The following is a 25855-nucleotide window of genomic DNA, read 5'->3' as shown; positions in this document are numbered from 1 at the left end:
TCGACTTGGCCGTCTACGAGTGCTTCGCGCCGCTGACCTCCGGCGGCAGCATCGACGTGGTCACTAATGTGCTGGAACTGCAACAGGGCGAACACGACATCACCTTGATCAATACCGTGCCGTCGGCGCTCAAGGCGTTGCTGGAATCGGGCGGATTGGGCGAGGGCGTCGACACGGTCAACGTCGCTGGTGAAGCCTTGAAGCGCAGCCTGGTGGAAACGTTGTTCGAGCAGACCCAGGTCAAGCGCCTGTGCAACCTCTATGGCCCTTCGGAGACCACGACGTACTCAAGTTGGGTGTCGATGGCCCGTGAAGACGGCTTTGCCGCACATATCGGTAAACCGGTGGCCAATACCCAGTTCTATCTGCTGGACGAACATAAAAAACCGGTGCCACTGGGCGTGCCGGGTGAGATCTATATCGGTGGCGCTGGGGTCGCGCGGGGTTATCTGAACCGTGACGACCTCACGGCCGAGCGTTTCCTGAAAGACCCGTTCAGCACGGCTCCACACGCCCGCATGTATCGCACTGGCGACCTGGGTCGCTACCTGCCGGACGGCAACATCGAATACCTGGGCCGTAACGACGACCAGGTGAAGATCCGTGGTTTCCGCATCGAGCTGGGCGAGATCGAAGCCAAGCTCGCCCAGGCGCCAAACATCAAGGAAACCGTGGTCCTGGCCCGCGAAGACATACCGGGCGACAAACGCCTGGTCGCCTATTTCACCCAGCACTCGCCGGACGAAGCTGTCGCCATCGAAACCCTGCGCACGCACCTGCAAGCGCAGTTACCAGCGTATATGGTGCCCGCCGCCTACGTGCGCCTGGATGCCTTGCCCCTGACGCCGAACGGCAAGCTCGACCGCAAGGCGCTACCGGCCCCCGACAGCCATGCCTACACCACGCGTCTGTATGAAGCCCCGGTGGACGACATGGAGATCAAGCTCGCAGCGTTGTGGGCGGAGTTGCTCAAGGTCGAACGAGTGGGTCGGCATGACCACTTCTTCGAACTGGGTGGCCACTCGTTGCTCGCCGTGACGCTGATCGAACGCATGCGCCAGGACGGCATGGAGGCCGATATCCGTGTGCTGTTCGGCCAGCCCACCCTGGCCCTGGTGGCTGCCGCCGTGGGCGAGGTACGGCCTATTAATGTACCGATGACGACAATTCCCGCGCTCAAGCGCAAACGCAGTATCTGAGTCGGCCGCTTCACCTGAGGGATGAATGCCCTGTCCCGGGCTTCCGGGCAGGGCGCTCGCCCTTGATCCCGCGCATCTGTATGCCCTGTCTGGCCGACGTCGGGGCTTGTCCCTGCTTCCCATGACAGACATCACCTACCGAATGCTCTAATTTTTTTTGGCCTGTAAGGCGCGGTTCGCAAACCGCCGCCTTCGGTTGAACGTGACGATTATCCAGCGCTTTGGCCCGTGCGCCGAGGTCGGCCCAACCGCCGTCCAGGCGCCGCGCCGTACCTGAAAAACACGTTTTTATCGTCAACCACTCCGAACTAGAAAAGCAGGTCCTTCGATGCAATTCAGCGAATTGATGACAGCTCTGTCCCAGCACCCGATCCGTCTCCAACAGGACGACGACAACCTTGTGATCCTGGGCGACGACGAAGGACTGGACAACGCGCTGTGGGACAGCCTCATTGTCCATAAGCATGAATTGCTCGACCTGGTGGAGAGAAATGGTGGCGACTGGCTGAGTCCGGCATTCCGTATCACTCCGGACATGCTGCCGCTGGTCAGCCTCACGCAGGAGGAAATCGACCGGATTGTCGACGGCGTGCCTGGTGGGGCCGGCAATGTGCAGGACATCTACCCCCTGGCACCGCTTCAGGAAGGCATTTTTTACCATCACCTCGTCGCAGAACAGGGCGATCCCTATGTGTTGCAAGCCTTGTTCGGCGCGGATCAACGCACGCGGCTGGATGACTTTACCCAGGCGCTGCAAGGGGTGATCGACCGCCATGACATCCTGCGCACCTCGGTGGTATGGGAAGGGCTCGACGAACCGCTGCAAGTCGTCTGGCACAAAGCGCAGTTGGCGCTGGAAGCACTCGCGCTTGATCCGGCCGATGGCGACATCGTGTGGCAACTGCAACAGCGCTTCGACACCCGGCATCACCGCCTGGACGTGGGACGAGCGCCGCTGATGCGCCTGGTCTGTGCGCAGGACCCGGTCAACGCACGCTGGGTGGCGATCCTGTTGTTCCACCACATGGCGCTGGACCATGCGGCACTGGAGTTGGTGCAGCATGAGATGCAGGCGTTCCTGCTCGGAAAGTCCGAGGGGCTGCCCGCCGCTGTGCCGTATCGTAACTACGTGGCACAGGTCCGGCTGGGCGCGGGCCCTGAATCCCATGAGACGTTTTTCCGCGACATGTTGGCCGACGTTGATGAACCGACGCTGCCACTGGGCTTTGCCGAGGTCCCCGAACGTGAACCGGTGATCGAGGAAGCGCACCTGCCGGTCGAGGCCTCGTTGAGCCGTCGCTTGCGCATACAGGCCCGTCAGTTGGGTGTCAGTGCGGCCAGCCTGCACCACTTGGCCTGGGCGCGGGTGGTGGGCGGGGTTTGCGGTCGGCAGGATGTGGTGTTCGGCACCGTGCTGATGGGGCGAATGCAGGGTGGTGACGGTGCCGGCCGCGCGCTGGGCATGTTCATCAATACGCTGCCGCTGCGGGTGAAACTGACCGGGCAGGATGTGCGCGAGGGGGTGAGAGCGACCCACGCGAGCCTGACGGCTTTGCTCGGGCATGAGCATGCATCGTTGGCCCTGGCCCAGCGTTGCAGCGGTGTGCCAGCGCCGGCTCCGCTGTTTGGTTCATTGCTCAATTACCGGCACAGCGGCACTGCGCAAGCGCCTACCACCGAGGCTTTTGCCGCTTGGGAAGGGCTGCATGTGCTGGGCGGTGCCGAGGGCACCAACTACCCGTTGACTTTGTCAGTGGACGACTTGGGCGAAGGCTTCAGCCTGAGCGTACTGGCCTTGGCCGAGATCGGCGCGCAGCGCACGGGCGACTACATGCTGATGGCGCTTGAAAGCCTGGTCCAGGCACTGGAGCAAACGCCGGAGTTACCGCTGTGTCGACTCGATATCCTGCCGAAGGACAAACGTCGGCAATTGCTAGTGGATTTCAACGCCACCACTCGCCGCTATCCCCGGGACAGGACCGTTCATGGCCTGTTCGAGGCCCAGGCCCAGGCCCGCCCGCAGGCACCGGCGGCGGTGCATGACGAATACAGCCTGACCTACGCAGAGTTGAATGACCGGGCTAACCGCCTGGCCCGGTATCTGGTCGGCCTTGGGGTGCAGCCGGGTGATCGGGTGGCGGTCCTTCTGGGGCGTTCGATAGAGCTGCTGGTCAGCCAGTTGGCGATCCTCAAGTGCGCCGCTGCCTACGTACCGCTGGACGTCAGCGCCCCCCTGGAACGTCAGCATTTCATGGCGCAGGACAGCGGGGCGCGGGTCCTGCTGACCCTGAGCACCCAGGCCACGCCTGGGGACACCGCGCGCGTGGACCTGGATACGCTGGACCTGGCTGGCGCAGCCGCTGATGACTTGAACTTGATGCAGAACGCCGAATCGGTCGCCTACATCATGTACACCTCGGGTTCCACCGGTACCCCCAAAGGCGTGCTGGTGCCGCACCGGGCGATCAATCGGTTGGTGATCAACAACGGCTATGCCGATTTCAACGCCCGGGACCGGGTCGCCTTCGCCTCCAACCCGGCCTTCGACGCCAGTACCCTGGACGTCTGGGCGCCGTTGCTCAACGGCGGTTGCGTGGTGGTGGTCGAGCAGGAGGTGTTGCTGTCCCAGGAACGTTTTGCCGCGCTATTGGCCGAGCAGTCGGTCAGCGTGTTGTGGATGACGGCCGGTCTGTTCCATCAATACGCTGCTGGCCTTATGGCTGTGTTCGCGCAGCTGCGTTACCTGATCGTCGGCGGCGATGTGCTGGATCCGGCGGTGATCAGCCGCGTCTTGGAGGAGGGCGCGCCGGTTCATCTGCTCAATGGTTACGGCCCGACCGAAGGCACCACCTTTACCACCACCCATGAAATCGAAACAGTGGGCGACGGGGCTATCCCGATTGGCCGTCCTGTTGGCAACGCCCGCGTCTACGTGCTGGACGCCAACCAGCAGCCAGTGCCCATTGGCGTGGTGGGCGAGTTGTACATCGGTGGCGACGGCGTCGCGAAAGGCTACCTGAACCGCCCCGAGCTGACCGCCGAGAAGTTTGTCAGCGACCCATTCAATGCCGATCCAGGAACCCTGCTGTACCGCACTGGCGACCTGGCGCGTTGGCGCGCCGATGGCACGGTGGATTACCTGGGGCGTAACGACGACCAGGTGAAGATCCGCGGTTTCCGTATCGAATTGGGCGAAATTGAAGCTCGCCTTGGCCAGTGCGCCGGCGTGAAAGACGCGGTGGTGCTGGCGCGACAGGACGAGCCGGGGGCAAAGCGCCTGGTGGGTTATGTGGTAGCCGACGAAGGTGTCAGCTTGTCAGCGCAGGAACTGCGCGCCGAGCTGGCAGCAGCCCTGGCCGAGTACATGGTACCCAGTGCGTTTGTGGTGTTGGCGTCCTTCCCGCTGACCGCCAATGGCAAGCTGGATCGCCGTGCGCTGCCGGCTCCAGACGTCGAGGCCTATGCCACTCGCGAATACGAAGCCCCCTTGGGCGAGATCGAACAGACACTGGCGCAGCTCTGGTCCGAAGTGCTCAAGGTTGGGCAGGTGGGTCGCCACGACCATTTCTTCGAACTGGGTGGCCACTCGTTGCTGGCGGTCACGCTGATCGAGCGCATGCGTCAAGCTGGCTTGAGCGCCGACGTGCGTGTGCTGTTCAGCCAACCAACCCTGGCCTCACTGGCGGCGGCCATCGGCAGCGGCAAGGAAGTCAGTGTCCCTGGGAACCTGATTCCCCTGGGCTGCGAGCGCATCACCCCCGACCTCTTGCCGCTGCTTAGCCTGCCCCAGCAAACCCTGGACCGACTCATCGCGAGCGTGCCCGGCGGCGCACCCAACGTGCAGGACATCTACCCGCTGGCACCGTTGCAGGAAGGCATTCTTTATCACCATCTGGCTGCCGAACAGGGCGACCCGTACGTGTTGCAGACCCAGTTCGCCTTCGATAACCGTGAACGCCTCGATGCGTTCATCCAGGCACTGCAGGTGGTGATCGATCGACACGACATCTTGCGCACCAGCGTGGTCTGGGAGGGCCTGGACGAACCGGTCCAGGTGGTCTGGCGTAAAGCGAGGCTGCCTGTGGAAGCGGTCGACCTCGATCCTGCCGCTGGCGATGCCGCGGCGCAACTGCGCCAGCGCTTCGACCCACGGCATCACCGCCTGGATGTCACCCAGGCACCGATGATGCGCCTGGCCTACGGGCAGGACGACAGCAATCAGCGCGTGGTCGCGACATTGTTGTTCCATCACATGGCCCTGGACCACACGGCCATGGAGGTGGTGCAGCAGGAAATGCAGGCACACCTGTTGGGTGAAGCCGGGCAACTGAGCGACGCGGTGCCGTATCGCAACTATGTGGCGCAGGCGCGGTTGGGGGTGAGCCGCGAAGAACATGAAGTGTTCTTCCGGGGAATGCTTGGCGATATCGACGAGCCCACCTTGCCTTTCGACCTGCAGGACGTGAAGAACGATGGCCTCGACATCGAGGAGGCCAGGCAACCGATAGATGCCGCGCTTGACCTGCGTCTGCGGGCGCAGGCGCGTCAGCTTGGGGTCAGTGCCGCGAGCCTGGTGCACCTGGCCTGGGCACAGGTGCTGGGCAAGGTGTCCGGCAAGCAGGACGTGGTGTTCGGTACGGTCCTGATGGGCCGCATGCAAGGTGGCGACGGAGCCGATCGCGCACTGGGCATGTTCATCAACACCTTGCCGTTGCGCGTGGATGTCGGCCTGCAAGGCGTACGGGCCGGCGTCAAGGCGACCCATGCACGGTTGACGGAGCTCCTGGGCCATGAACATGCCTCGCTGGCACTGGCGCAACGTTGCAGCAGCGTGGCGGCGCCGTTGCCGCTGTTCAGCGCCTTGCTCAACTATCGCCACAGCGTCACGGGTACGGCCTCGACCCAGGCGTTGGACGCCTGGCAGGGGATCCATGTACTGGACGGTGAGGAACGCACCAATTACCCGCTGACATTGAACGTCGATGACCTGGGCAACGGTTTCAACCTGACCGTGCTGGTTGCGCCACAGATCGGCGCGCAACGGGTCTGCGCCTTTATGTATACGGCGCTGGAAACACTGGTGCAGGCGTTGGAACAGACGCCCCAGGCAGCCTTGTATCGTCTGTCGATCTTGCCTGCGGCGGAACTCGAGCAGTTGTTGGTGGCGTTCAACGCCACCGAGGCTGACTATCCGCGCAAGCAGACGATCCATGGGTTGTTCGAAGCGCAGGTCCAGCGTACGCCGGATGCCGTGGCGGTGGTTCGTGGCGAGCGGCGCCTGACTTATCGCGAGTTGAACGAACGGGCCAACCGCTTGGCCCATCACCTGCGCAAGCAGGGCGTGGAGCCGGATTCGCGGGTGGCGATCTGTGTCGAGCGCGGTATCGACATGGTTGTTGGGTTGCTGGCGATTCTCAAGGCCGGCGGTGGTTATGTGCCATTGGATCCGGCGTATCCGCTGGATCGGATTGCCTACATGCTCGAAGACAGTGCGCCGGCGGCGGTGTTGGCGCAGGACGCTACGGTTGGGCTGTTGAGCGATGCCTCGATGGCCGTGATCAATCTCGACAGCGGTTTGTGGCAGGACGAATCCGTCCAGAATCCCGAGGTTGCCGAGCTGACGTCCTCGCACCTGGCCTATGTCATCTACACCTCGGGTTCGACCGGCCTGCCCAAGGGCGTGATGATCGAACACCGCAACACGGTGAACTTCCTGACCTGGGCCCATCGTTCGTTCGATTCGCAGACCTTGGCTAAAACCCTGTTCTCGACTTCGTTGAACTTCGACCTGGCCGTCTACGAGTGCTTCGCGCCGCTGACCTCGGGTGGCAGCATCGATGTGGTCACTAATGTGCTGGAACTGCAACAGGGTGAGCACGACATCACCCTGATCAATACCGTGCCCTCGGCGCTCAAGGCGTTGCTGGAATCGGGCGGATTGGGCGAGGGCGTCGACACGGTGAACGTGGCCGGTGAAGCCTTGAAGCGCAGCCTGGTGGAAACGTTGTTCGAGCAGACCCAGGTCAAGCGCCTGTGCAACCTCTACGGCCCTTCGGAAACCACGACGTATTCGAGTTGGGTGTCGATGGCCCGCGAAGACGGCTTTGCCGCACACATCGGCAAACCGGTGGCCAACACTCAGTTCTATCTGCTGGATGAACACAAACAACCCGTGCCACTGGGCGTTCCGGGCGAAATCTACATCGGTGGCGCTGGGGTCGCGCGGGGTTATCTGAACCGTGACGATCTCACGGCCGAGCGCTTCCTGAAAGATCCGTTCAGCCTGGCTCCAAACGCCCGCATGTATCGTACTGGCGACTTGGGCCGGTACCTGCCGGATGGCAACATCGAATACCTGGGCCGCAACGACGATCAGGTCAAGATCCGTGGTTTCCGCATCGAGTTGGGGGAGATCGAAGCCAAGCTCGCTCAACACGATGCCTTGAACGAAGCCGTGGTCCTGGCCCGTGAAGACGTGCCGGGCGACAAGCGCCTGGTCGCCTATTTCACCCAGAATTCGCCATCTGAAGCGCTGGATATCGAAGCCCTGCGCACGCATCTGCAAGCGCAGTTACCGGCCTACATGGTACCCGCTGCCTACGTTCGCCTCGACGCACTGCCGCTGACACCGAACGGCAAACTTGATCGCAAGGCCCTGCCGACACCAGACCTCGACGCGCTGATCACCCGAGGCTACGAAGCCCCGCAAGGCGAAGTCGAAACCACCCTGGCGCAGCTCTGGCAAGACCTGCTCAAGGTCGAGCGCGTGGGTCGGCACGACCATTTCTTCGAACTGGGCGGGCATTCGCTGCTGGCCGTCAGCCTGATTGGCCGGATGCGCCAACTCGGCTTGTCGGCGGACGTGCGCGTGCTGTTCAGCCAACCAACGCTCGCGGCGCTGGCCGCCGCAGTCGGCAGTGGCGGCGAGATCGTGGTGCCGGAAAACGGCATTTTGCTGGGGTGTACCCGGATCACGCCGTCGATGCTGCCCTTGGTGGCGCTGGACCAGCTGGACATCGATCGCATCGTGGAAACGGTGCCGGGCGGTGCGCGCAACGTGCAGGATATCTACCCGTTGGCGCCGTTGCAGGAGGGCATTCTTTATCACCACATCGCCGCGCACACGGGCGATCCCTATGTGTTGCAGGCCACGTTCATCGTCGCCGATCGCGAGCGGCTGGAAGCGTTTGCCCTGGCCCTGCAAGGCGTCATCGACCGCCATGACATCCTGCGCACCTCGGTGGTCTGGGAAGGCCTGGACGAGCCGGTGCAAGTGGTCTGGCGTAAAGCGCAACTGGCGGTGGAGGAACTGGTGCTGAGCGCGGCGGCGGGCGATGTCGCCGAGCAGTTGCGCGAGCGATTCGACACATTGCATTACCGCCTGGACATGCAACAGGCGCCGTTGATGCGCATCGCATATGCCCACGATCCGGCCAATCAGCGCTGGGTGGCGATGCTGCTGTTCCATCACATGGCCCTCGATCACACGGCGCTGGAAGTGGTACAGCACGAGATGCAGGCGCACCTGCTGGGCCAGGCCGAGCAGTTGGGCGAAGCGGTGCCGTTCCGCAATTACGTGGCCCAGGCCCGCTTGGGCGTGAGTCGCGCGGAGCACGAAGGGTTCTTCCGTGACATGTTGAGTGATGTCGACGAACCGACATTGCCGTTCGGTCTGCTGGACGTCCGTGGCGATGGCAGCGATATCGAAGAGGCCGGGCTGAGCCTGCCTGCCGAGTTGAGCCGCCGTTTGCGGGCCCAGGCCCGGCAGTTGGGCGTGAGCGCCGCGAGCTTGCATCACTTGGCCTGGGCGCAGGTGCTAGGGCAGGTGTCCGGCAAACAGGACGTGGTGTTTGGCACCGTGCTGATGGGACGGATGCAGGGCGGCGACGGCGCTGACCGGGCACTGGGTATGTTCATCAACACCTTGCCGTTGCGGGTGGAGGTTGGGGCCCAAGGTGTGCGTGATGGGGTGAAAGCCACCCACGCGCGCCTCACCGGTCTTCTGGGGCACGAACACGCCTCGCTGGCCCTGGCCCAGCGTTGCAGCGCCGTGGCCGCGCCGCTGCCGTTGTTCAGCGCCTTGCTCAATTACCGGCACGGCGCCGCAGGGGTTGCCTCGAGCGAAGCCTTGGTGGCCTGGGACGGCATCCAACTGCTGAGCAACGAAGAACGCACCAACTACCCGCTGACCTTGTCGGTGGACGACCTGGGCGAAGATTTTCACTTGTCGGCGCTGGCGGTGCCGCAAATCGGTGCGCAGCGCATATGTGTCTACATGAATATCGCTCTGGAGCATCTGGTCGAGGCGTTGGAACAGGCCCCGCAGGCGCCGTTGCACAGCCTGTCGATCCTGCCATCGGCCGAGCGTCGGCAATTGCTGGTGGATTTCAACGCCACCACCCGCAGCTATCCCCAGGACAGGACCGTCCATGGCCTGTTCGAAGCCCAGGCCAAGGCGCGTCCGGAGGCAACGGCGGTCGTGCACAACGGGCATGGCCTGACGTACGCCGAGCTGAACCGCCGGGCCAATTGCCTGACCCGCCATTTGATTGGCCAGGGAATTCAACCGGGTGACCGGGTAGCGATTGTGCTGGAACGCTCCATCGAGCTGCTGGTCAGCCAACTGGCGGTCCTCAAGTGCGCCGCGGTCTACGTGCCGCTGGACGTCAGCGCACCGCTGGAACGGCAGGACTTCATGGTGCGCGACAGCGGTGCCCGGACGCTTCTGACGCTGAGCACGATGACCGCACCGGAGGGGACGGCCCGTGTGGACCTGGACACCGTGGCCCTGGATAACGAGGCGGATCACGACCTGAGGCTGATACAAAGCAGCGAATCGGCGGCCTACATCATGTACACCTCCGGTTCCACCGGTACGCCGAAAGGCGTGTTGGTGCCGCACCGGGCGATCAACCGCCTGGTGATCAACAACGGTTACGCCGGGTTCAACGCTGAGGATCGGGTCGCTTTCGCTTCCAATCCGGCGTTCGATGCCAGCACTCTCGACGTCTGGGCGCCGTTGCTCAATGGCGGTTGCGTGGTGGTGGTCGACCAGGACGTGTTGCTGACGCAAGAACGTTTTGCGGCCTTGCTGCAAGAGCAATCGGTCAGCGTGCTGTGGATGACCGCTGGCCTGTTCCATCAATACGCCGCCGGACTGATGCCGGTATTCGCCCAACTGCGCTACCTGATCGTCGGTGGCGATGTGCTCGACCCGGCCGTGATCGGCCGTGTCCTGAAGGAAGGCGCACCGGGTCATCTGCTCAACGGCTACGGCCCGACCGAAGCCACCACCTTCACCACCACCTACGAAATCAAGCAGGTGGGCGAGGGCGGTATCCCGATTGGTCGTCCGATTGGCAACACCCGCGTCTATGTGCTGGACGCCAATCAACAACCGGTGCCCATCGGCGTGGCCGGCGAGTTGTACATCGGCGGCGACGGCGTGGCGAAAGGGTATCTGAATCGCCCTGAGCTGACCGCCGAAAAATTCGTCACCGACCCGTTCAGTGCCGATCCCGATGCGTTGCTGTACCGCACCGGTGACCTGGCCCGCTGGCGCGCGGATGGCGCGGTGGATTACCTGGGTCGTAACGACGACCAGGTGAAGATCCGTGGTTTCCGTATCGAACTCGGCGAGATCGAAGCCCGCTTGGGCCAATGCCCGGGTGTGAAAGACGCGGTGGTGCTGGCGCGGCAAGACGATGCCGGTCCCAAGCGCCTGGTCGGTTATGTGATTGCCGAACCGGGCGTGACCTTGTCGGTGCGTGACTTGCGCGAACAGTTGTCGAGTGTGCTGGCCGACTACATGCTGCCCAGCGCCTTCATGGTGCTGCCTGCCTTCCCGCTGACCGCCAACGGCAAGCTGGATCGCCGTGAGCTCCCGGCGCCGGATGCCGAGGCCTATGCCTCTCGCGAATATGAAGCGCCGCAGGGCGAGGTGGAGCAGACGTTGGCGCGGATCTGGGCCGAGGTACTCAAGGTCGAGCAGGTGGGGCGTCACGATCACTTCTTCGAACTGGGCGGCCATTCGCTGCTGGCGGTGACGCTGATCGAACGCATGCGCCAGACAGGCTTGAGTGCCGACGTGCGCGTGCTGTTCAGCCAGCCGACCCTGGCCGCGCTGGCCGCGGCGGTTGGCAGCGGCAGGGAAGTCAGCGTGCCGGCGAACCTGATTCCCTCGGATTGCGAGCGCATCACCCCCGAGCTGTTGCCGCTGGTCAATCTGTCCCAGGACGCCATCGACCAAGTCGTTGCCAGCGTGCCCGGCGGCGCGCGCAACGTGCAGGACATCTACCCCCTGGCACCGTTGCAGGAAGGGATTCTGTACCACCACTTGGCCGCCGAACAGGGCGACCCCTATGTGCTGCAAACCCAGTTCGCCTTCGACAACCGTGAACGCCTCGACGCGTTCATCGGCGCGCTGCAAGTGGTGATCGATCGCCACGACATCTTGCGCACCAGTGTGGTCTGGGAAGGGTTGGATGAGCCGGTGCAAGTGGTCTGGCGCCAGGCGGTGCTGGAAGCGCAATGCATTGTTGTCGATGCCACGGCTGGCGACGTTGTCATGCAGCTGGCCAGCCGTTTCGATGCGCGGCACAGTCGCCTGGATTTGGGCCGGGCGCCGCTGTTGCACCTGGCTTACGCACGGGACGAGGCCCAGGATCGTTGGGTCGCGATTTTGTTGTTCCATCACCTGGCCCTGGACCACACCGCCCTGGACGTGATGCAGCACGAGATGCAACTGCACCTGCTGGGCGAGGACGGCCAGTTGGGCGCAGCGATGCCTTATCGCAACTACGTGGCCCAGGCCCGCCTGGGGGCCAGCGAAGAGGAACACGAAACATTCTTCCGCGACATGCTCGGCGATATCGACGAGCCGACGCTGCCCTTTGGTTTGCAGGACGTGCAGGGTGAGGGGCAGGGCATCGATGAAGTCCGCCAGTCGGTGGACCCGGCGTTGTCCAGGCGCCTGCGGACGCAGGCACGCCACCTGGGGGTGAGTGCCGCCAGCCTGGTGCACTTGGCCTGGGCCCAGGTGTTGGGCAAGGTCTCCGGCAAGCAGGAGGTGGTGTTCGGTACGGTCCTGCTAGGCCGGATGCAGGGTGGCGACGGCGCCGACCGTGCCCTGGGCATGTTCATCAACACCCTGCCGTTGCGGGTGGACGTGGGCGCCCAGGACGTGCGCAGCGGCGTCAAGGCCACTCATGGGCGACTGAGTGCGTTGCTCGGCCACGAACATGCGTCGCTGGCCCTGGCGCAACGATGCAGTGGCGTGGTCGCGCCGACGCCGCTGTTCAGCGCCTTGCTCAACTACCGCCACAGTGCGGTCCAGGTGACCCAGGACGCCCTGTCGGCGTGGCGCGGGATCAACGCACTGGGTGGTGATGAGCGGACCAACTATCCGTTGACCCTCAATGTCGATGACTTGGGTGACGGCTTCTTCCTCACCGCGATGGTCGACACGGCCATCGGTGCGCAACGTATTTGCGATTACATGCAGGTGGCTTTGGAAAACCTGGTCGTGGCCCTGGAGCAGGCACCGCAAACTCCGCTGCACGCCTTGGCGATCCTGCCACCGGCCGAGCGCCGGCAGTTGCTGGAAACCTGGAACGCCACCGATGCCGCGTATGCCGACGATGCCCTGATCCATCGGCAAGTCGAGGGCTGGGCCGCGTCTCAACCCGACGCCGTGGCCGTCGTGCATGAAGGCCAGGCACTGACCTACGGCGAGCTCAATGCCCGCGCCAACCAACTGGCCCACTGCCTGGTGGCCGAGGGTGTTCGTCCGGATGACCGCGTGGCGATTTGTGTCGAGCGCGGTCTGGACATGATCGTTGGCCTGCTGGGTATCCTCAAGGCCGGTGCGGGCTATGTACCGCTGGACCCGGCTTATCCACCCGAGCGCATCGCCTACATGCTGGATGACAGCGGCCCCGTGGCGATGGTGACCCAGCCGCAATGGCGCGACAGCCTGCCGGTATTGCCGGTGCCCACCTTGCTGCTCGACCCGGCCAATGCCGGCGAAATGAGCCAGCAGCCGCGGCACAATCCCGACGTGGCGGGCCTGGACGCCAGCCACCTGGCCTACGTGATCTACACCTCGGGTTCCACCGGCCTGCCCAAGGGCGTGATGGTCGAGCACCGCAACGTCATACGGCTGTTTTCGGCGACCCAACCGTGGTTCGAGTTTGGCCCGCAAGACGTGTGGGCGTTGTTCCATTCCTTCGCCTTCGACTTCTCGGTCTGGGAAATCTGGGGCGCCTTGACCCACGGCGGTCGCCTGTTGGTAGTGCCGCAACTGGTCAGTCGTTCTCCGCAATACTGCTATGCCTTGTTGTGCGAAGCGGGCGTGACCATTCTCAACCAGACGCCGAGTGCCTTCCGCCAGTTGATTGCCGCTCAAGGCGAAAGCGACCTGAGCCACCACCTGCGGCAGGTGATCTTTGGCGGCGAGGCCCTGGAAACCGGCATTCTCAAACCGTGGTATGCCCGCGAGGGCAATGCCCGGACGCAACTGGTCAATATGTACGGCATCACCGAAACGACGGTGCACGTGACGTACCGTCCGCTCGATGCGGCCGACGCGCAGTTGGCCGGTGTCAGCCCGATCGGCAAGCGTATTCCCGACCTGCAACTGTACGTGCTCGACGCCCAGCGCGAGCCGGTACCGGTGGGGGTGGTCGGCGAAATGTATGTGGGCGGCGCGGGTGTCAGTCGCGGTTACTTGAACCGTGACGAACTGACCGCCGAGCGTTTCCTCGATAACCCGTTCAGCCCAGAGGCGAACGCGCGGATGTACAAGACGGGCGACCTTGGCCGCTGGTTGGCCGACGGCAGCATCGAGTACTTGGGCCGCAACGATGACCAGGTGAAGATCCGCGGTTTCCGTATCGAATTGGGCGAGATCGAAGCCAAGTTGGCCGCGTGCAACGGTGTGCGAGAAGCCGTGGTGGTGGCGCGCCAGGATACGCCGGGCGACCAGCGCCTGGTGGCCTATGTGATTGCCGAGGAGGGCGAGTCGCCGTCGGCCGCCGAACTGCGCGATGAATTGCTCGGTTCGCTGGCCGAATACATGGTGCCCAGCGCATTCGTGATGTTGACGGTGTTCCCGTTGACCACCAATGGCAAGCTGGACCGCAAGGCCTTGCCGGTGCCGGACCAGTCGTCGGTAGTGACCCGTGAATACGAGGCCCCTCAGGGCGAGGTCGAGATCGCGATTGCCGCTATCTGGCAGGACCTGCTACACGTGGAGCGGGTCGGCCGCCACGATCATTTCTTTGAAATGGGTGGTCACTCGTTACTGGCAGTGAAACTGATCGAGCGCATGCGTCAGCTCGGCCTGGCCGCTGACGTACGCGTGCTGTTCGGCCAGCCGACGCTGGCGGCGCTGGCCAGTGCGGTGGGTGGCAGCCAGGAAGTCCAGGTGCCGGCCAACCTGATCCCGGGCGACTGTTCGCGGATCACGCCGGACCTGTTGCCCCTGGCCGCGTTGAGCCAGGACGAGATCGACCGCGTCGTGGCGACAGTGCCGGGTGGCGTGGGCAATGTGCAGGACATCTACGCCCTGGCGCCGCTGCAGGAGGGGATCTTGTATCACCACCTCGCGGCCGCCAAAGGCGACCCCTATCTGCAATACGTGCTGTTCGCTTTCGACAGCCGCGCCCACTTGGACCTTTTCGCCGAGGCCCTGCAAAGCGTGGTGTCCCGGCATGACATCCTGCGCACCGGGGTGGTCTGGGAAGGCCTGGAGGAACCGGTCCAGGTAGTCTGGCGCGAGGCGCAACTGGGCCTCGATGAAGTTGCCCTGGACGCGGCGGCGGGGGATATCGCCGAGCAACTGCGCGAACACCTGGATCCGCGTCACCATCGCCTGGACATTCGCCAGGCGCCGATGATGCGGATCGGTTATGCCCAGGACGTGGCGAACAATCGCTGGGTCGGCATGCTGCTGTTCCACCACATGGTCGATGACGCGACCTCCCTGGGCATGCTCACCGCGGAAATAGGTGCGCACATGGCCGGGCGGGGGCAACAATTGGCGGCATCAGTGCCGTATCGAAACTACGTGGCACAGGCGCGGCTGGGGGTTAGTCGCGAGGAGCACGAGGCCTTCTTCCACGAGATGCTGGGGGATGTGACCGAACCGACGCTGCCCTTCGGCCTGCAGGACGTGCAAGGTGACGGGCACGGTATCGAGGAAGTCCGCCAACGGGTCGATGCCCGGCTGGGTGAGCGCCTGCGGACACAGGCGCGCCAGCTCGGCGTCAGCGCGGCAAGCTTGTATCACCTGGCGTGGGCGCAGGTGCTGGGCAAAGTCTCGGGCCAGGACGACGTGGTCTTCGGCACCGTGTTGCTGGGGCGCATGCAGGGCGGTGAAGGGGCCGACCGGGCGCTGGGGATGTTCATCAACACCTTGCCGCTGCGGGTGAGCCTGGGCGCACACGGTGTGCGCGCCGCCGTCAAGGCGACCCACGCGAGCTTGACCGCGTTGCTGGGGCACGAGCATGCCTCGCTGGTATTGGCGCAACGCTGCAGTGGGGTGGCCGCGCCGGTGCCGCTGTTCAGCGCGCTGCTCAACTATCGCCACCTCGGTGCGCAGACGGCTTCCAGCGAGGCCATTGCCGCCTGGGACGGTATCCAGACCTTGGAAGGTGAAGAACGCACCAACTATCCGCTGACGTTGTCGGTGGATGACTTGGGCGAGGGCTTCAACCTGACGGTCATGGCTCAGGCGCCGATTGGCGCCGAGCGTGTGTGCGGCTACGTGCAATTCGTCGTGGAAAACCTGGTGCAGGCGCTGGAGCAGTCTCCCTTGGCCCCATTGAGCGGGTTGCAGATTCTGCCAGCGGCCGAGCGCCGAGCAATGCTCGAAGGCTGGAATACAACAGAGGCGACGTATGCCCATGACGCGCTGATCCATCGCCAGTTCGAGGCCCAGGTCGCGACGCAACCCGACGCGTTGGCGGTGATGTTCGAGGATCAGGCACTGACTTACGGCGAGCTCAACGCCCGGGCCAACCAGGTCGCTCATCGCCTGCTGGCGCTGGGTATTCGTCCGGATGACCGGGTGGCGATCTGTGTCGAGCGCGGCCTGGACATGATCGTCGGCCTGCTGGGCATCTTGAAGTCCGGCGCTGGTTATGTGCCGGTGGACCCGGCCTATCCGGCGGAACGCATCGGCTACATGCTGCGTGACAGTACGCCGGTTGCGCTGTTGGCCCAAGCCGCTACGCACCTGCTGTTGGCTGGCGTCTCGGTGCCGGTGCTGCAACTCGATGACGGCGGCTGGCAGGACGAATCCGTCGCCAACCCGCAAGTGCCTGGCCTGGGTGCCCATCACCTGGCCTATGTGATCTACACCTCGGGTTCGACCGGATTGCCCAAGGGCGTGATGGTCGAGCACCGCAATGTCGCCCGGCTGTTTTCGGCGACCCAACCGTGGTTCGAGTTTGGCCCGCAGGACGTGTGGGCGCTGTTCCATTCCTTTGCCTTCGACTTCTCGGTCTGGGAAATCTGGGGCGCCTTGACCCACGGCGGTCGCCTGTTGGTGGTGCCGCAACTGGTCAGTCGCTCTCCGCAAGACTGTTATGCGTTGCTGTGCGAGGCCGGTGTGACCGTGCTGAACCAGACGCCAAGCGCCTTCCGGCAGTTGATCGCGGCCCAGGGCGAAAGCGAGCTGCGCCACAGCCTGCGCCAGGTGATCTTTGGCGGTGAAGCGCTGGAAACCGGGATGCTCAAGCCCTGGTATGCCCGTGTCGCCAATGCTGGGACGCAATTGGTGAACATGTACGGCATCACCGAAACGACGGTGCACGTGACCTATCGCCCCCTTGAAGCGGCTGACGCCCAGTTGGCCGGCGTCAGCCCGATCGGCAAACGCATCCCCGACCTGCAACTGTACGTGCTCGACGCCCAGCGCGAGCCGGTACCGGTGGGGGTGGTCGGCGAAATGTACGTGGGCGGCGCGGGTGTCAGTCGCGGTTACTTGAACCGTGACGAACTGACCGCCGAGCGTTTCCTCGACAACCCGTTCAGCCCCGAGGCGAACGCGAGAATGTACAAGACGGGCGACCTCGGTCGCTGGCTGGCGGACGGCAGCATCGAGTACTTGGGCCGCAACGATGATCAGGTGAAGATCCGCGGTTTCCGTATCGAATTGGGCGAGATCGAAGCGACGCTGGCGGCCTGCGAAGGGGTCAGCGAGGCGGTGGTGATTGCCCGTGAAGACGAGCCAGGCGACAAGCGCCTGGTGGCTTACCTGATTGCCGCGAAAAGTGCCTCGCTCTCGGCTGTCGACCTGCGCAAGCAATTGCTGGTTTCGCTGGCGGACTACATGGTGCCCAGCGCCTTCGTGGTCCTCGAGGCGTTCCCGCTGACCACCAACGGCAAGCTCGACCGCAAGGCCTTGCCGGCACCGGATCAGTCGGCCGTGATCAGCCGTGGATACGAAGCCCCGCAAGGCGAGGTCGAGACAGCCATCGCCCGCATCTGGCAGGACTTGCTCAAACTCGAACAGGTCGGCCGTCACGATAACTTCTTCGAGTTGGGCGGCCATTCGCTGTTGGCGGTGAAACTGATCGAGCGCATGCGCCAGGTCGACCTGGCCGCCGATGTGCGGGTGCTGTTCGGGCAACCGACGTTGAGCGCGTTGGCCGCCGCTGTTGGCGGCGTCAGGGACATTGTGGTGCCGGCCAACACGATTGCGGATGGCTGTACCCGCATCACCCCGGACATGCTGCCCCTGGCCGATCTGGACCAGGACGCCATCGACCGGATCGTGGCCACCGTGCCGGGTGGCGTGGCGAATGTGCAAGACATCTACGCCCTGGCGCCGTTGCAGGAAGGGATTCTCTACCACCACCTCGCCGCGGAGCAGGGCGACCCCTACGTGTTGCAGGTGCTGTTCGGCTTTGACACCCGCGAACGGCTGCAAGCCTTTGCCCACGCCTTGCAGAGCGTGGTGTCGCGTAACGATATCCTGCGTACCAGCATGGTCTGGCAAGGCCTGGCGGCACCGGTGCAAGTGGTCTGGCGCCACGCGACCCTGGGCCTGGAAGAGGTCGAGGTGGACCCGGCGGGGGGCGATGTGGTGCAGCAACTGCACGGGCGATTCGATCCGCGGCATTACCGCCTCGACATCGCCCAGGCTCCGTTGATGCGCCTGGCCTATGCCCAGGACGTGGCGAATCAGCGCTGGGTCGGCATGCTGTTGTTCCATCACATGGCGCTGGACCACACGGCGCTGGAAGTCGTGGTGCATGAGATGCAAGCCAGCCTCTTGGACCAGGCACACTTGCTTTCGCCCGCCGTGCCGTATCGCAACCATGTGGCCCAGGCGCGGCTTGGGGTCAGTCGTGAGCAGCACGAAGGGTTTTTCCGCGAGATGCTCGGCGATATTGATGAACCGACGCTGCCGTTCGGTCTACAGGATGTGCAGGGCGACGGCAGCGGCATCGAAGAAGCCCATCAGGACGTGGATGCCACGCTGGCCCGGCGCCTGCGGACCCAGGCCCGTCAACTCGGCGTGAGTGCGGCGAGCCTGGTCCATTTGGCCTGGGGGCATGTGGTCGGGCGGGTTTCGGGCCGTGAAGAGGTCGTGTTCGGCACCGTGCTGATGGGGCGGATGCAGGGCGGCGACGGGGCCGATCGGGCCCTGGGCATGTTCATCAACACGCTGCCATTGCGCGTCAGTGTCGGCGTCCAAGGCGCCCGCGCCGGAGTCAGGGCGACCCATGGCCGGTTGTCGGCCTTGCTCGGACACGAGCACGCCTCGTTGTCCCTGGCGCAGCGTTGCAGCGGCGTACCGGCCTCGCTGCCGTTGTTCAGCACATTGCTGAACTATCGCCACAGTGCCGTTGAAGCCGTATCCGGCTCGGCCATCTCGGCCTGGCACGGGATCCAGACCCTGAGCATGGAAGAGCGCACCAACTATCCGTTGTGCCTTAACGTGGACGACCTGGGCGAAGGTTTCCGGCTCACCGCCCAGGCCGTGGCCGAAGTGGGGGCCCAGCGTGTCTGCGGGTATATGCACACGGCACTGGACAGCCTGGTGGCCGCGTTGGAGCACACGCCAGACCTGGCGTTGCGGGAACTGTCGATCGTGCCGGCGGCCGAGCGCGAACGGTTGCTGGTGGACTTCAATGCCACCCAGGCCGAATACCCCCGGGAGCAGACCCTCCACGGGTTGTTCGAGGAGCAGGTGCAGCGCACGCCGGATGCCGTGGCGGTGCGTCACGGCCGGCAACAGCTCAATTATCGCGAGCTCAACGGCCTCGCCAATCGCTTGGCCCATTACCTGCGCAAGCAGGGCGTGCAGCCCGATGCTCGGGTGGCGATCTGTGTCGAGCGCGGCGTCGATATGGTGGTGGGCTTGCTGGCGATCCTCAAGGCCGGCGGCGGCTATGTGCCGTTGGACCCGGCGTATCCGCTGGATCGGATCGCCTACATGCTGCAAGACAGTGCCCCGGCGGCGATCCTGGTTCAAGGCAGCACTCGCCACCTGTTGGGCGAGACGTCGGTGCCAGTGATCGACCTCGACAAGGGTGTCTGGCAGGACGAGGCTGCGCCCAATCCGCAGGTGCCAGGCCTGAGCTCGTCGCACCTGGCCTACGTGATCTACACCTCGGGTTCGACCGGCCTGCCCAAGGGCGTGATGATCGAACACCGCAACACGGTGAACTTCCTGACCTGGGCCCATCGTTCGTTCGATTCGCAGACCTTGGCTAAAACCCTGTTCTCGACTTCGCTGAACTTCGACTTGGCGGTCTACGAGTGTTTCGCGCCGCTGACGTCTGGCGGCAGCATCGACGTGGTCACTAATGTGCTGGAACTGCAGCAGGGTGAGCACGACATCACGCTGATCAATACCGTGCCGTCGGCGCTCAAGGCGTTGCTGGAATCGGGCGGTGTAGGCGAGGGCGTCGACACAGTCAACGTCGCCGGTGAAGCGCTCAAGCGCAGCCTGGTTGAGGCGTTGTTCGAGCAGACCCAGGTCAAGCGCCTGTGCAACCTCTACGGACCTTCGGAAACCACGACGTATTCGAGTTGGGTGTCGATGGCCCGTGAAGACGGGTTTGCCGCACACATTGGTAAACCGATAGCGAACACCCAGTTTTATCTGCTGGATGAACACAAACAACCGGTGCCACTGGGCGTACCGGGCGAAATCTACATCGGTGGCGCCGGGGTCGCTCGCGGTTATCTGAACCGCGATGACCTGACGGCTGAACGCTTCCTGAAAAATCCGTTCAGCACGGCTCCAAACGCCCGCATGTATCGTACTGGCGACCTGGGCCGCTACCTGCTGGACGGCAACATCGAATACCTGGGTCGCAACGACGACCAAGTCAAGATCCGTGGTTTCCGCATCGAACTGGGGGAGATCGAAGCCAAGCTCGCCCGCCACGAAACGCTGAAAGAAACCGTGGTTCTGGCCCGCGAAGACATACCGGGCGACAAGCGCCTGGTGGCCTATTTCACCCAGCACTCACCGGACGAAGCCGTCGACATCGAAACCCTGCGCACGCACCTGCAAGCGCAGTTGCCGGCCTATATGGTGCCCGCCGCCTACGTGCGCCTGGATGCCTTGCCACTGACGCCGAACGGCAAACTCGACCGCAAGGCCTTGCCGGCACCGGACCTCGACGCGCTGACCACCCGAGGCTACGAAGCCCCGCAAGGCGAGGTCGAAACCACCCTGGCGCAGATCTGGCAAGAGCTGCTGGGCCTGCAACAGGTCGGGCGCCATGACCAGTTCTTCGAGCTGGGTGGCCACTCGTTGTTGGCGATTCAATTGATTTCCCAGGTGCGCCTGCGCCTGGGTGTGGAGTTGGGCCTGACGGAGCTGTTCGCCCAGCCCCAGCTCATGGGCTTGGCACAAGCCGTGGCCCGGGCCGGGCGCAGTACGTTGCCGGAGATCGTCCGGGTTTCTCGTGGAGACGACCTGCCCCTGTCGTTCGCCCAGCAGCGCCTGTGGTTCCTGGCGCAGATGGAAGGGGCCAGCGCCGCCTACCACATGCCCGCCGGGCTGCGCCTGCGCGGCGAGCTGGATCGCCCCGCCTTGCAACGAGCACTGGACCGCATCGTGGCCCGTCACGAGGCCCTGCGGACCACCTTCGTTCAGGCCTGGGGCCAGGAACCTCGGCAGTGCATCGCGCCCGCCGACGTTGGTTTCGCGCTGCTGCACCATGACCTTGGCGGCCAGGCCGACGCCGAGGGCCAACTGCACGCGCTGGCGGCCCTGGAAGCCGCCGACACCTTTAGCCTGGAACAGGGCCCATTGATCCGCGGCCGCCTGATCCGCCTCGGCAGCGAAGACCATGTGCTGCTGGTGACCATGCACCACATCGTTTCGGATGGCTGGTCCATTGGCGTATTGATCAAGGAACTGGCGGCGCTCTATGAGGCGTTCCGTCATGACTTGGACGATCCGCTGCCGGCCCTGGCGGTGCAGTACGGCGACTACGCGGTCTGGCAACGTCGCTGGTTGAGCGGCGAGGTGCTGCAAGCCCAGAGCGATTACTGGCGGCAAACCCTGGCCGATGCGCCGGCGTTGTTGATGCTGCCCACCGACCGTGCGCGTCCTGGGCAACAGGACTATGCCGGGGCGGCGTTGCCGGTGGTGTTCGACGCTGACCTGACCGCGGGCCTCAAGGCCCTGAGCCAGCGCCACGGCGTCACGTTGTACATGACCTTGATGGCGGCCTGGGGCGCGTTGCTGAGCCGGCTTTCAGGCCAGGATGAAGTGGTCATCGGCTCGCCGGTGGCCAACCGCACGCGCTCGGAAGTCGAAGGATTGATCGGCTTCTTCGTCAACACCTTGGCCGTGCGCATCGATCTCTCGGGGGCGCCGACCGTGGCCACCTTGCTGGCCCGGGTCAAGGCCCAGGCCCTCGGCGCCCAGGCGCATCAGGACCTGCCGTTCGAACAAGTGGTGGAAGTGGTCAAGCCGGTGCGCAGCCTGGCCCACAGCCCGTTGTTCCAGGCCATGCTGTCGTGGCAGACCCATGACAACACCGAACTGGTGCTGGGGGACTTGAAACTCGAAGGCCTGGGGGCGGCGAGCACCGTCGCCAAATTCGACCTGTCCCTGGAACTGGGCGAGGTCCAAGGGCAGCTGTTTGGCGCCCTCGAATACGCCACGGCGTTGTTCGACGAGCCCACGGTGCAACGTTACCTCGGCTACTTCGAGCGCTTGTTGCGGGCCATGGTCACCAGTGACCAGGCCCCGGTCGAACGGATCGCGCTGTTGGACAACGCCGAACGCGAGCATTTGCTGGTGGGCCTGAACGCTACCCAGGCCGCGTACCCACGTGAGCAGACGACCCACCAGTTGTTCGAGGCCCAAGTCGCGGCTCAGCCAGACGCTATCGCCGTTGTGTTCGGTGATGAACGCCTGAGCTACGCCGAACTGAACCGCCAGGCCAACCAGGTCGCCCACCACCTGATCGAGCAGGGCATCCGCCCGGATGACCGGGTGGCGATCTGTGTCGAACGCGGCGTCGAGATGCTCATCGGCCTGTTGGCCATTCTCAAGGCCGGTGCCGGTTACGTGCCGCTCGACCCAGCGTTTCCGGCCGAACGCTTGGCCTACATGCTCGCCGACAGCGCCCCGGTGGCGTTGCTGGGCCAAGATGAGCTGCTCGGTCGCCTGCCAGCGTTGACGGTGCCGGTGGTGCTGCTCGACCGTGCCGAGCGCGTGCGTTGCGGGATTGCCGGCGGTCGTGACGACAATCCGCTCGTTGCCTCCCTGGGCGTGCGCCACCTGGCCTACGTCATCTACACCTCCGGTTCCACTGGCCATCCCAAAGGGGTGATGATCGAACACCGGGGCCTGGTCAACTATTGCCTCGATGCGATCCGTTTGTTCGGCCTGACGCCGGCAGACACGGTACTGCAGCAGAACACCCTGAACTTCGACCTGTCGGTGGAGGAGATCTTCCCGGCGTTGTTGGCCGGCGCCACCCTGGCGCCCACCCGGCAGCTGTTTGGCAGTGCCGAGTTGCAGCACAATGGCGATATTCGACCGACCTTCCTGCACCTGACGGCGGCCCATTGGCATACCCTCGCGGCCGAGTGGCACGGCACGCCGGCCCAGGCACGGGACCATTTGCGCGACGTGCGGCTGATCAACGTCACCGGTGACGCCTTGTCGACGCAGAAATTGCAGATGTGGGACGCGGTGCGTCCCGCCCATATCCGATTGGTCAACACCTATGGCCCGACCGAGGCCACCGTGTCCTGCACGGCCGCCTACATGGAGCATGACGCGGTCGATGGCATCCTCGGCAATGCCAGCATCGGCAGGCCGATGGCCAACACCCGTATCTACCTGCTCGATGGGCACCGCCAGCCGGTGCCGTTCGGGGTCGCGGGGGAAATCTTCATCGGTGGCGACGGTGTGGCGCGTGGTTACCTGAACCTGGACGCCATCAACGCCGAACGCTTCCTGGCCGACCCGTTCAGCGATCAGCCCGATGCGCGCATGTACAAGACCGGTGACCTGGCCCGTTATCGTCCGGACGGACGCCTTGAATACCTGGGGCGCAACGATTTCCAGGTCAAGGTGCGCGGTTTCCGTATCGAACTGGGCGAGATCGAGGCCCGGCTGGGCGACTGTGCCGGGGTCAAGGAGGCGGCGGTGATCGTGCGCGAAGACACCCCGGGCGACAAACGCCTGGTGGCCTACGTGGTGCCGCAGGCCGGGACGCGCTTGGACGCGGCGACCTTGCGTGCGCAGTTGTCGACGCAATTGGCCGAATACATGCTGCCCGGCGCGTTCGTCAGTTTGACCGCGCTGCCGCTGACGCCGAACCGCAAGCTCGACCGCCAGGCCTTGCCGATGCCCGATGCCGAGGCGTACGCCAGCCGCACCCATGAAGCGCCGCAAGGCCACACGGAAATCGTCCTGACGCAGATCTGGCAGACCCTGCTCAAGGTCGAGTCGGTGGGCCGTCACGATCACTTCTTCGAACTGGGGGGGCATTCCTTGTTGGTCATGCGCTTGATCGCCCAGGTACGCGCGCAATTGGGCATGGAGCTGAACCTGAGCGATGTCTTTGCCCAACCCCAATTGAGCGCGCTGGCCCAGGTGCTTTCCCAGGCGGCGCGCAGCACCCGGCCCGGTATCGTGCCGGTGTCCCGCGAGCAGGCGTTGCCGTTGTCGTTCGCCCAGCAGCGCCTCTGGTTCCTGGCGCAACTGGACGGCACCAGTGCGGCCTATCACATCCCCACTGGCCTGCGCCTGCGTGGCGCGCTGGATACGTCGGCGCTCACCCGCGCACTGGATCGTATCGTCGCCCGCCACGAGGCCTTGCGTACCACGTTTGTACAGGCGCAGGGGCAGGACGTGGAACAGCGCATTGCCCCGGCCGATGTCGGTTTTGCGTTGCGGTTGCAGGCCTTGGCAGGGCACGCGGACGCCGAAAACGAGCTGCTGGCCCTGGCCGAGGAGGAGGCTCGCCAGGCCTTCGACCTGGCCCACGGCCCGCTGGTACGCGGCCGACTGGTGCGGATGGCAGAGGATGATCACGCGCTGTTGGTGACCCTGCACCATATCGTCTCCGATGGCTGGTCCGCCGATCTGCTGACCCATGAATTGGGCGTGCTGTACGAAGCGTTCCGTCAGGGGCAGGACGATCCATTGCCGGTGTTGCCGATTCAGTACGCCGACTATGCCCTTTGGCAGCGGCGCTGGCTCACCGGGGAGGTCCTGGCCGAACAGGAACATTTCTGGCGGCAGACCCTGGCCGACGCACCAGCCTTGTTGACGTTGCCCACCGATCGGCCACGGCCCGCGCAGCAAGATCACGCCGGCGCGGCGGTGGGGATCGTCCTCGACGAAACCCTGACCCAAGGCCTCCAGGCGTTGAGCCAACGCCATGGCGCCACCTTGTTCATGACAGTCATGGCCGCCTGGGCCACGGTGCTCAGTCGCCTGTCCGGCCAGCACGACGTGGTCATCGGCACGCCGGTGGCGAACCGCGTGCAAGCGGAAGTCGAGAGTTTGATCGGCCTGTTCGTCAACACGCTGGCGCTGCGCGTCGATGTGGCGGACGGACTGACAGTGCAAGCCTTGTTGCAACAGGTGAAGGCTCGGACCCTGGACGCCCAGGCGCACCAGGACCTGCCGTTCGAGCAGGTGGTGGAAGTGGTCCGGCCCTTGCGCAGCCTGTCCCATAGCCCGGTGTTCCAGGCCATGCTGTCCTGGCAGAACAGCGAAGCCACGGGGTTGGAACTGGGCGATATGTCGCTGCAAGGGCTGGGCGTGACCAGCCGCACCGCGAAGTTCGACGTGTTGCTGGACATGGCCCTGATCGATGGGCGCCTGTTCGGTTCGCTGGAATACGCCACGGCGCTGTTCGACCCTGCCACGGCGGAGCGCTACCTCGGTTACCTGGAGGGCGTGCTGCGGGCCATGGTGGCTGATGAGCAGACCCTGGTGGCGCAGATTCCGCTGCTGGCTGACACCGAGCGCCAGCATCTGCTGGAAACGCTCAACAGCACGGCGGTCGATTATCCGCAGGGCCTGACCCTGCACGGCCTGTTCGAGGCGCGGGTCGCGGCCTGCCCGGACGCTGTGGCGGTGGTGGCTGGCGAGGCGCAGCTGAGCTACGCGCAACTCAATGCACGCGCCAACCAGATTGCCCATCGCC

General features: G+C 64.4%; 2 protein-coding genes. Both read left to right on the top strand.

All coding sequences use genetic code 11. The features are described 5' to 3' along the window. Nucleotides 1-1199: non-ribosomal peptide synthetase (locus HU767_RS26035; protein WP_186730830.1), on the top strand; the 1199-nt coding region annotated here is incomplete at its 5' end. Between the two features lie 328 nt (nt 1200-1527). Continuing rightward, nucleotides 1528-25855: non-ribosomal peptide synthase/polyketide synthase (locus HU767_RS26030; protein WP_186730829.1), on the top strand; the 24328-nt coding region annotated here is incomplete at its 3' end.

It is taken from the genome of Pseudomonas sp. SWRI179 (assembly GCF_014268705.1).
GTDB classification, from domain to species: domain Bacteria; phylum Pseudomonadota; class Gammaproteobacteria; order Pseudomonadales; family Pseudomonadaceae; genus Aquipseudomonas; species Aquipseudomonas zanjanensis.
This window is presented reverse-complemented; position numbering and strand designations above follow the sequence as displayed.